This window comes from Planosporangium thailandense (genome assembly GCF_011947195.1).
GTDB classification, from domain to species: domain Bacteria; phylum Actinomycetota; class Actinomycetes; order Mycobacteriales; family Micromonosporaceae; genus Planosporangium; species Planosporangium thailandense.
The window spans coordinates 537,261-546,667 of sequence record NZ_JAATVY010000002.1 but is presented as its reverse complement, the minus strand read 5'-3'; the positions used below and the strand labels follow the sequence as shown (position 1 = coordinate 546,667).

Genomic DNA, 9,407 nt, shown 5'->3' with positions numbered 1-9,407 from the left:
GCTGGGCAAGCGGGCCGGCGCGATCCGGACCTCGGCGTACCGGGGCCTGCGCCGGCTGGCCGAACAGCTCGACCAGCTCGCCGCGGCATCCGGCGGAGGCCACGGCGTACTGACCACACAGAAAGACAGGACGGGAGCGGGTGTGACACATCCGAGGGCCACGACGCCTACAGGTATGCGATGAACGCACACAAGTCACCTCTAATCGACCGCCGTGCCGCCGAGCACCTGCTCGACCAGGTACGGGCCGGCGCGCGCCCCAGCCACCCGCCGCTGGCGGCTCTGCTGGCCGCGGCGGCGGTGCCCGGTCGACCCGAGGAGCTGGCCTGTGAGCCGTCCATCGCCACGGCGTTCCGGACCGCCCCTGCCATCCCCGCCCCTCGACCAGGGAGACTTTCTGTGATCAAGTCCGCCGTAGCCAAAGTCCTGACCGTCAAGGTCATGGCGATCCTCGCCACCACCACCGCAGGTGGAGTGGCGCTGGCCGCGGGCACCGGTACGCTGCCCAACCCGCTGTCCGAGCCGGCCCCGTCCACCCACGCGGGCCTGTCGGCAGCGCACCCCGACGCCTCCGAATCGGGTGCCGCCCACCGCTCGGCCGCGCCGAACGCGTCCAAGGACGCCGACGACCGGTCGGACGCCAAGGGTCCGGACGCCTCCAAGGCACCGTCGCCGTCGCTGGTCGGCCTGTGCCACGCCTACGCGGCCGGCAACAAGGCCGACCACGGCAAGGCGCTCGAGAACCCCGCGTTCACCGTGCTTATCACCGCCGCCGGCGGCAAGGACAAGGTCAACCTGTACTGCACGGCCCTGCTCGCCGCCCCGACCCCCGCCACCAGCGCCGACGCGGGCAACGGGAAGTCCGGCCAGGGCCACCCGACCGGCCGCCCAAGCAGCGCGCCGACCGACCACGGCAGCAGGCCCGCTTCCTCCGCCAAGCACTGACGTACACCAAGCACTGACGTACACCGAAGCGGTCGGCTCCCCCGGCCGACCGCTTGGGTCCGAACCACGCTCCCTGCCGGTCGGACCACCACCGGGGGAGAGGCAGGGTCAGCCTCTCCCCCGGTGCGCTTTCGGACCCCGCTACCGCGCGTACCTGGTCCACGACAAGGAGTACGGATGAGCGCTGGACGCCAGCCCACGAACCCGCCCCGATTCGTGCTGCGCACGTCCGTCATCGACGACACCACGGTCGCGGTGGCCGTCGCCGGGGAGGTCAACGCCACCACCGCCGGCCAGTTCGGGGCGGTGCTGCGGGGCGTCCTGGGCAAGCCGGGCCTCACCCGGATCGTTCTCGACTTCGCCGCGCTGCGGTTTCTCGACGCCCACAGCGTCACCGTGCTGCAGGCGGCCCACCGAACGGCAGGACGGCGCGGCATCGTCCTCGCCGTCACGAACTGCCGCGGCCCGGTGCGGCGGGCTCTCGAGACCGTCGACCTGTACCGGCACCTCGCCCCCGGTGACGACGCCATGGGGCTCGAGTAACGAAATGGATCTCACAAACGCCATTTCCTGCAGTACCGGTACCTGAGGTGGCGGGTCAGGTCGACCTCTGCGCCCGCCACCAGCCTCGATGGAGGTCAGTTTGTCCGTTCAACCCGATAAGCGCCTGCGGCGCCGCGTGCTCTCCGCCGCGGTCGGCGCGGCCCTTGGCACCACCGTTCTCAGCGGCGCCGCCAGCGCCGGCTCACTCCTGCCGCAGGCCGTCCAGGCCCCCGACGCGGCGCAAGCCGCCGACAGCGCCGCCAGCCCGACCTGCGTCACGCCCACGCCGGCGTACAAGTACGCGTGGTACCACTGCCAGACGCCGCAGCAGATGCGCGCCGCCTTCAACGTGCCGGAGGGCTACAAGGGCGACGGGCAGACCATCGTGCTCGTCGACTCGTACGGCAGCCCGACGGCAGCCCACGATCTGCAGTACTTCCACGACACGTTCTTCCCGAACGAGCCCAACCCCAACTTCGACCAGGTCTACCCGAACGGCAAGCTGACCTACGACAACGCCAACTGCGCCGCCAAGGGGCAGTCCGGCCCGGCCGGCGCCGAGGGCTGGGCCGGTGAGGCCAACCTCGACATCGAGTGGGCGTACGCGGTCGCACCGCACGCGCACATCGTGCTGCTGGCCGTACCGCCGGCCGAGACGCTCGGCGTCCAGGGCTTCCCGAACCTGTTCAAGGCGATCAGCGACGCGATCGACACCTACCCGGCGGGCACCGTCTTCTCCATGTCGTTCGGCGTGGGCGAGGAGACGTTCGGCGGCGCCGCGAAGACCCAGACGGCCCGCTTCGACCAGGTGTTCGCCAAGGGCCTGGCCAAGGGCGACACGTTCCTGTCGTCGTCGGGCGACAGCGGCAGCACCGACGTGTCGAAGCAGCACAGGGACACCGTCGAGTACGACCACCCGAGCGTGTCCTGGCCGAACAGCTCCCCGTACGTCACGTCGGTCGGCGGCACCCAGCTCCAGTACGACTGGACCTGGAACCCGCAGTCGAACGACGCGTGGACGGCGAGCGGCGGCTACAACCCCGACTACTGGCAGTCGACCCCGGGCGGTCAGACCGAGGCGGTGTGGAACGAGTCGTTCGGGCCGATCGGCACCGGCGGCGGCGTTTCCAAGATCTACTCCCGGCCGGGTTACCAGAACAACGTGCTGCCCGACTACGGCAACCACCGGCTGGTCCCGGACCTGTCGTTCCCGGCGGCCGTGAACGGCGGCCCGCTCGTGTACACGTCCTTCTTCCCCGCCTGCGACCGCGTCGGCTGGCACGTCTACGGCGGCACCTCGGCGGCCTCGCCGCAGGTCGCCGGCATCGTCGCCCTTGCCAACCAGGCCCGCAAGGCGGCGAACAAGGGTCCGGTCGGTGACCTCAACAGCCGGATCTACCGGTTCGGCGCGCAGGGCACGTCGACGTTCGACGACTGGGCCAGCCCGTTCCGCGACATCGTGCCGCAGCAGTACGGCAGCGTGGCGGCCGGCAACCTCAGCAACAACCAGATGTGGGGCGACCCGGTGGCGGGCTACCCGACCACCGAAGGGTACGACCTGACCACCGGTTGGGGATCGCCCCGCGCGACGGCGTTCATCAAGGCGCTGTCCGACCAGTCGTAACTCCTCCTCCCCAGTGCGGAGGGCCCGGCATCCTGCCGGGCCCTCCGTCGTTTCCGGCTTCGCCGGGGCTCCGGCCTCACATGAATAACGTCCACGCAAATGGGGCAAGCAGGTTGGGTGGAGCACGCACCTGCCGAGGCGCAGATGCCTACCGTCGACGACCTTGACGAGCTGGCCGACCTCCTCGAACGCACACACCGCGACGACGAGCTTTACCTTCGCTGGTCGCGGGGTCCGCAGGTCGACCTCGCCACCGATGACGACAAAGGCGATCCCGAGCAGTCGAGCCGGGACTCGCTGACCGGAATCAAGTTGCCCGGGCTGTCGGCCAACCCCCTGAGCGTGGAGCCGTGGTGGGGCGACCGCTCGATCCGGCTGTGGGTCGCCCGGCGCCTGTACGACTACAGCCACCTGCGCCATCTCCGCGGACCCGGGGTACGCCCCTGGGTGCTCATCGGTGAGCAGTGCGGCCGCGGACCCGACAACGAGCCCCTGGTGATCTGCCATCGGCCGGTCGCCTGGGTCTCCGACAGGGCGCTGCGCGAGTGCGAGCAGGCCGTCCAGGAGCAGGGCTCCGACGAGTGGGGACCGCTGAACCGCGCCGACTGATCACGATCCGGCGGCGGTACGCGGTCACAGCGCGATGTCGCGGGCCCCCGACAGCCGGTCGATCCGCAGCCGGCACAGCAGTTCTCCGGGCACGGCGTTGCGCCGGCCGAACTCGGCAGCCCGCCCCTCCGGCACGTACCGCTCGGCGAGCCTGGTCGCCCACTCCAGCAGGTCCGGCGCGGCCGGCTCGATCGCGACCGGCCCGCGCACGACCACGAACGTGTACGGGTACTCCTCGAGGTCGACGGCCAACGCGGCTCTCGGATTCGCGCGCAGATGGCGCCCCTTGACGGTCTCCTCGCCGGTCGTGAAGACCAGGTCGTCGCCGTCGACCAGGAACCAGATCGGCGACACGTGCGGCGCCCCCGACGCGGAAGCGGTGGCGAGCTTCCCGGTACGGGTGCCGGCGGCCAGGAACTGGATCGCCTCGTCTCTCGTCATCTCCGCCACGCGACCATCCTCCCGCAGATCCGCGCGCCGTGCGCCCCGACGTCGCGCTACGGCGCGCCGATCCGTTGGAAGAGGCGGTGGTCCTGCCACTCGCCCGCGATCTTCAGGTACGACCGCGCGAGGCCGATCACCTCGAACCCGTTGCGTTCCAACACCCGCTGCGAACCCGTGTTGCGGACGAGCGTGGCGGCCTGGACCCGGTGCAGTCCGAGTTCGCCGAACGCGACGTCGAGAATCCGGCTGACGGCCTGGGTCGCGACGCCACGGCCGTTGACCTCCTCGGCCACCCAGTACCCGAGATGCGCGGTCTGCGCGACGCCCCGCTCGATCGCCGACAACGTGATCGTGCCGGCGAGCTGTCCCTCGTACTCGATCACACAGCTGTAGCCGGTGCCGTCCCGGCGGTCGCGTTCAGCGCGCTCGAGGCGTTCACGCTGCCCCTCGACCGTGAAGAAGGCCTCGTCGCGGGTCGGCACCCAGGGGGCGAGGAACTGCCGGTTGGACCGGTACGCCTCGGTCAACCGGGCGGCGTCGGCGACAGCGGCGGGACGGATGCTGATCATGCCCCGATTCTGACAACCCCGCAGGTCATAAAGCGAACGGGCCCGACCGTCCATCCGGTCGGGCCCGTTCCCTCGGCGTCAGTACCGGTAGCCTCCGATCAGCATCTGCAGCTCGGATCCCATGCGGGCCAGCTCGCTGGTGGCTCGCTGGGCTTCGGCGATACCGTCGGCCGCACCCTGCGCGGCCTGCGCCGCGCCGGAGATGTTGGTCGCGATGTCGCCGGATCCGGTCGCCGCCTCGGCGACGCTGCGGTTCATCTCGTTGGTCGTGACGGTCTGCTCCTCGACCGCGCTCGCGATGGTCGTCTGGTAGTCGTTGATCTTGCTCATCACCTGGGTGATCTGGGCGATCGCCTCGACCGCGCCCTGACTGTCGGTCTGGATCGCGGCGATCCGACGGGAAATGTCCTCGGTAGCCTTGGCCGTCTCCTGGGCCAGGTCCTTGACCTCGCTGGCGACGACCGCGAAGCCCTTGCCGGCATCGCCGGCCCGGGCGGCCTCGATGGTGGCGTTGAGCGCGAGCAGGTTGGTCTGCTCGGCGATCGACGTGATGACCTTGATGACGTTGCCGATCTCCTGCGACGACTCGCCGAGCTTGGTGACGGTGCGGTTGGTCGCCTCCGCGATCTTGACGGCGTCGTCACCGACGCGGGCGGCTTCGTTGGCGTTCTCCGCGATCTCCCGGATCGACGCGCCCATCTGCTCCGAGCCGGCGGCGACCGTCTGCACGTTGCGCGCCACCTGCTCGGCCGAGGCGCTGACCGCGACTGCCTGGCTGCTGGCCTGCGCGGCGCTCGAGGCCACCTGCTCGCCGGTCGCCGACAGCTCCTGCGAGGCCGAGGCCAGCGCGTCGGCGCTGCCGGCGACCGCGCGGACGAGGTCGAGCTTGCGCGCCAGTTCGTCGTTGAACGTGTCGGCCAGCGCGCGAAGCTCCAGGGTGCCGGCACGGGCGAGCCGGAACGTCAGGTCGTTGTGGTCACGCGCACGCAGCGCGGCGGTGTACCGGACGATGACGCCGCCGACCTTCGACTGCAGCAGGAACAGGACCGCCCCCATCGCCACGGGCAGCAGCACGGCGAGCACGACCAGCAGCTCCACCGACGTACTCGTCGAGCCGTCCGCGTCGGCGACCGCCTTCGCCGCGCGGTCGTTCAGCATCTTCTGGAACCTGTCCATCGGCGCGGTGATGACCGCTTTGTCGGCGGCGTACTTGGCATCGAACATGATCGTGCGCGCGACCTCGAGCTTGCGCGCCGGGCTGAGCGCCTCGTCCGCGGCGTCGAGCTGGGTCTGCGCGATGGCGGGCGGCATGGCCGACGTGGCCACCCCGGTGGCCTCCAGGACCAGCCGCTGAGACCGGGACTCGGTCTTCACGAGCGCGTCCGAGTTGGCCTTGGCCTGGTCGACGAGCGCGAGCTCGTCCTGGGTGGCGCCGAGCTTCTTGAGTTCAGCGAGGGCCTTGTCCCGGGTCTGGGTGACGCTGACCTCGTTCCAGTAGTTGTCCAGGTGCGTATGGTCGGCGGTGACAGCGAAGAGCCGGGCCTCGTTGGTGAGGTAGTCCGAAGAGGACTGCATCTGCTGGCCCAGCGCCTTTAACTCGGCCTGGCGCTCGTACGCCCGTTTCTCGGCGCTTACCGCCGAGCTGACGAGCACGACGGCTAACACCAGCGCACCCGTAATAAATACAACAGTTCCGATGGCCGCAAAGTTGATGACAGACTGCCGTATTCCCCGACTTGAATTGGTGGCCACGCCACGCCTTTCTGGTGATTCAGACCCGCCCCGAGCGGGGCGATTGGCCCTGTCATCGGCTCTGCCGAGCGGACTTTAGGCGTTTGTCGTAAGTCCTGATCCGCTTCCGCCGGCGCCGTCTCTCGAGGGGAGATACGACACCCACCCACGCCATCCAGGGTGTTGGATTTCATCCATCGGAACGTGACTATGAGGTAGCTCGCAGCACCCGCAGGATGTCTTCCGGACTGCCGGTCTTTTCGACGTAGTCCGTGGCGCCGGCCGCCAGCGCCAGGTTCCGGCTGGTGCCGTCGATGCTCAGCGCGACGACGCGGTGGCCGGCGGACAGCGCCGCGATGAGCGCGATGCCGTCAGCCCGCCTGGGCAGGTGCACGTCGACGATGACCGTGTCCACGGAATGGGCGGCGAGGGCCACGCGGGCCTGCGCGGCCGAGGCCACCGATGCGGTGACGACGAAGTCGGCCGTTCCCTCCAGGAGAGCCGTCAGGGCCGCCCGTACCCGAGGGTCGTCGTCGACGACGAGAACGCGCTGCATCCCAGGCTCACCCGATCGTGACGGCCGGGTGGGCGGCACGCCGCAGCACCGCGAACGTGGAAACCGGCCGGACGAGCACCATGGCCAGGGCCATCAGTACGAACCTCGTGCCGACGTTACGCAGCAGGACCCAGGCGAGCGGTCCGAGGGTGATGACCCATTGGGTCGTCGACATGGCCGTGGCCCTTCCGTCAGCAATTCCCGTCACGGACCACTCTGGGCCGCCGGCGCGCCGGCCGGATCGGCTCGATCGCCTGTCAGGCGGTCGGCGCTCCCGCCGCGCCGGCCTCGGCCGAATGACGTACCAGCGGCGCGCGCACCCGGACCGTCGTGCCGTCGCCGTGACGACCGCGTCAATGCATCGTCGCCGTGACGACTACGTCATTGCGCCGACCCGGCCCGGCCGAAAGGCACCCCGCGCACCCCGCCACCACGCCGACGCCGTCACCCCGGCTCATCGCGCAGGCTTCTAGGCATCCCGCCCTCCCGCGAAGGAGCCCGCGATGACGATCACCACCGACGTCACTCCGACCGACCGCGCCGGCGTCACGGCGCCGCACCGTCCGTACCCCCTGATCACGCGCCGCCCCAGAATCGCCGCGCTGCTGTGCTACCTGGCCAATGCCGCGGTCATCGTGGGCGGCGCCGTCCTGGCCCGCACGCTGGCCCCGTCATGGTCCGGGATGGCGCAGTCTCTGCTCGCGAGCGTGGGGGTCGCCGCCCTGGCCGTCGCGCTGCTCACCGGCTTGCGCTGGTGGCGCACGGCCGGCTTCAACGGCCGCGCGGAATGGCGCGACCTGCGCCTGCTGGCGCTGCCGGCCGCGCTGACCGTGGTGCCTGTGCTGACCGGGTTCCGACCGGTCGCCGCCGGACTGCTGGCGATGCTCATCACCGGGTACGCATTGACCGGCTTCATGGAGGAGGCGCTGTGGCGCGGCGTGGTCCTGCGCATTCTGCGCCCCACCGGGACGCTGCCGTCGGTACTGCTCGGCTCGGCGCTGTTCGGCGCCGCCCACCTGACCAACGTCCTGTTCCGCCCCAGCGTGGCGCTGGTCGTGGCGCAGGCGGTCGGCGCGGCCTGCTTCGGCGTCGGGTACGCCGCGCTCCGGCTACGCACCAACACCATCTGGCCGCTGATGCTCCTGCACCTGATGACCGACCTGTTCGCCGCTGTCGGGGCGTTGCCGGCCATCCCGATCCTCGTCGCCCAGGACATCATCCTGCTCGCCTACGGCCTGTGGCTGTTGCGGCGGCGCACCCCGTCCGGACAGCGGTGACGAGCGGAACCACGCATACGCCTCCTGCGGCTCGACGAATCAGTCGGTGTGGACGAGGTCGGCCCGGTCGATACGGGCCGGGGGTAGTCCGAGCATGACGTCCACGCCGAGGATGCCGAGGACGCGGGTGGCGAAGGCGCTCACCGCGATCAGCCGCAGCCGGACCCCGACCTGGGCGCTGATGCGCTGGGCAACCACCAGCGTGCCGACGCCGGTGGAGTCGATGAAGGCCAGCCCGCGAAGGTCCACGCCGATGGCGTGGATGTCGCCGCGGTTCAGTAGCTCGGTGAGGACCCCTCGGAACTGGTCGGCGGTGGCGCAGTCGAGTTCGCCGTACACGGCTACGACGACCTCGTCGGGCCCGGTCGGATCGACGGTGATCCGCAGCTTCGGCTGTTCGTCGGCGACTGCTGTGTCCATAGTTCGGCCATCGTAGTCATACGAACGGGCATGTCCAGGTGACCGGATAGCGGATGATTCGTGCGGCATGGAACGTCGTCACCGCCATGGCGGACGTGACCTGCGTCGTCGACGGCAGGCGACCGGCCGCGTCGGGGACCAGAAGTTTTTCACACACGGCCCGAAGGATGCCCACCTCGGCCATCGCGCTGTGTAACGACCATTGTGCAGATTAGTAATTGTTGCCGTCCGTTCGTCCAGTTTTTACCCTCGACGTACGGTGGACCTGTCGGACATCATGCGAAGGAAGACGGCGAGCGGTATGACAGGAGCGATGATCTACACCCGCCGGGCACCCGACGGCAGTGTGCTGGTCGAGGTGCGCGGTGAGGTCGACATCCAGAGCTCCAACCGGCTGCGCGACATCCTCATCGACACCGTCACCCACCAGATGCCGACAAAGATCATGGTGGATCTGCTGCACGTGACGTTCATCGACTCCACCGGCATCGGCGCTCTGGCCGCCGGCCGCAACGCCGCGACCCAACGGCACCTGGGCTTCGCGGTACGCAACGCCAACGGCTTCGTCGCCGCGCAGTTGCGCCAGACCGGCCTGTACGACGAACTCGTCGTCCCCGAACGCTCCACCGGGCCGAGCGGGCCGATCGCCCCGACGACGTGACCATGCTCAGCCGGGCGGGGTTTGCCAC

Annotated in this window: 13 protein-coding genes; 6 read left to right on the top strand and 7 right to left on the bottom strand. The window is 70.0% G+C overall.

Annotation, left to right across the window (positions count from 1 at the left end; genetic code table 11):
* Nucleotides 1-180 precede the first annotated feature (180 nt).
* The 4 genes from HC031_RS05360 to HC031_RS05345 all read left to right on the top strand — a co-directional run bounded on the left by HC031_RS05360 (nucleotide 181) and on the right by HC031_RS05345 (nucleotide 3,721).
* Entirely contained in the window at nucleotides 181-945 is a 765-nt protein-coding gene (locus tag HC031_RS05360; protein WP_167923994.1) for a hypothetical protein, read from the top strand.
* Between the two features lie 177 nt (nucleotides 946-1,122).
* On the top strand, nucleotides 1,123-1,488 hold the full coding sequence (locus tag HC031_RS05355) for an STAS domain-containing protein (RefSeq protein ID WP_167923993.1): 366 nt from the start codon (nucleotides 1,123-1,125) through the stop codon (nucleotides 1,486-1,488).
* A gap of 100 nt (nucleotides 1,489-1,588) precedes the next feature.
* Nucleotides 1,589-3,112, top strand: coding sequence for a S53 family peptidase (locus tag HC031_RS05350; RefSeq protein ID WP_167923992.1), 1,524 nt, complete (start codon nucleotides 1,589-1,591; stop codon nucleotides 3,110-3,112).
* Between the two features lie 117 nt (nucleotides 3,113-3,229).
* Nucleotides 3,230-3,721 (top strand): DUF6098 family protein, encoded by a 492-nt coding sequence (locus HC031_RS05345; RefSeq protein ID WP_205862237.1) that lies wholly within the window; start codon nucleotides 3,230-3,232, stop codon nucleotides 3,719-3,721.
* Nucleotides 3,722-3,745: 24 nt separating this feature from the next.
* Here HC031_RS05345 and HC031_RS05340 read toward each other — a convergent pair whose 3' ends face one another.
* The 5 genes from HC031_RS05340 to HC031_RS05320 all read right to left on the bottom strand — a co-directional run bounded on the left by HC031_RS05340 (nucleotide 3,746) and on the right by HC031_RS05320 (nucleotide 7,196).
* On the bottom strand, nucleotides 3,746-4,162 hold the full coding sequence (locus tag HC031_RS05340) for a PPOX class F420-dependent oxidoreductase (RefSeq protein WP_167924068.1): 417 nt from the start codon (nucleotides 4,160-4,162) through the stop codon (nucleotides 3,746-3,748).
* Nucleotides 4,163-4,218: 56 nt separating this feature from the next.
* Nucleotides 4,219-4,734 carry a GNAT family N-acetyltransferase gene (locus HC031_RS05335; RefSeq protein ID WP_167923991.1) on the bottom strand — a complete coding sequence of 172 codons (516 nt, stop codon included), beginning with the start codon at nucleotides 4,732-4,734 and terminating at the stop codon, nucleotides 4,219-4,221.
* A gap of 78 nt (nucleotides 4,735-4,812) precedes the next feature.
* Nucleotides 4,813-6,486, bottom strand: coding sequence for a methyl-accepting chemotaxis protein (locus tag HC031_RS05330; RefSeq protein WP_338090485.1), 1,674 nt, complete (start codon nucleotides 6,484-6,486; stop codon nucleotides 4,813-4,815).
* Between the two features lie 187 nt (nucleotides 6,487-6,673).
* Nucleotides 6,674-7,021, bottom strand: coding sequence for a response regulator (locus HC031_RS05325; protein ID WP_167923990.1), 348 nt, complete (start codon nucleotides 7,019-7,021; stop codon nucleotides 6,674-6,676).
* Between the two features lie 7 nt (nucleotides 7,022-7,028).
* Nucleotides 7,029-7,196, bottom strand: a complete 168-nt coding sequence (locus HC031_RS05320) for a hypothetical protein (protein WP_167923989.1) — start codon at nucleotides 7,194-7,196, stop codon at nucleotides 7,029-7,031.
* A gap of 328 nt (nucleotides 7,197-7,524) precedes the next feature.
* On the opposite strand from HC031_RS05320, the gene HC031_RS05315 reads away from it, so the two are divergent.
* A complete protein-coding gene (locus HC031_RS05315) occupies nucleotides 7,525-8,298 on the top strand; it encodes a CPBP family intramembrane glutamic endopeptidase (protein WP_167923988.1) in 774 nt (257 codons plus the stop codon).
* Between the two features lie 39 nt (nucleotides 8,299-8,337).
* Here the strand turns inward: HC031_RS05315 and HC031_RS05310 are convergent, their stop codons facing one another.
* Complete coding sequence (locus tag HC031_RS05310) at nucleotides 8,338-8,718, bottom strand: STAS domain-containing protein (RefSeq protein ID WP_167923987.1); 381 nt, start codon at nucleotides 8,716-8,718, stop codon at nucleotides 8,338-8,340.
* Nucleotides 8,719-8,734: 16 nt separating this feature from the next.
* Nucleotides 8,735-8,902, bottom strand: coding sequence for a hypothetical protein (locus HC031_RS05305; RefSeq protein WP_167923986.1), 168 nt, complete (start codon nucleotides 8,900-8,902; stop codon nucleotides 8,735-8,737).
* 117 nt (nucleotides 8,903-9,019) lie between these two features.
* Here HC031_RS05305 and HC031_RS05300 point away from each other — a divergent pair, with 117 nt between their 5' ends.
* Nucleotides 9,020-9,379: an STAS domain-containing protein gene (locus tag HC031_RS05300; protein WP_167923985.1), complete on the top strand. Its 360-nt coding sequence runs from the start codon at nucleotides 9,020-9,022 to the stop codon at nucleotides 9,377-9,379.
* Nucleotides 9,380-9,407 lie beyond the last annotated feature (28 nt).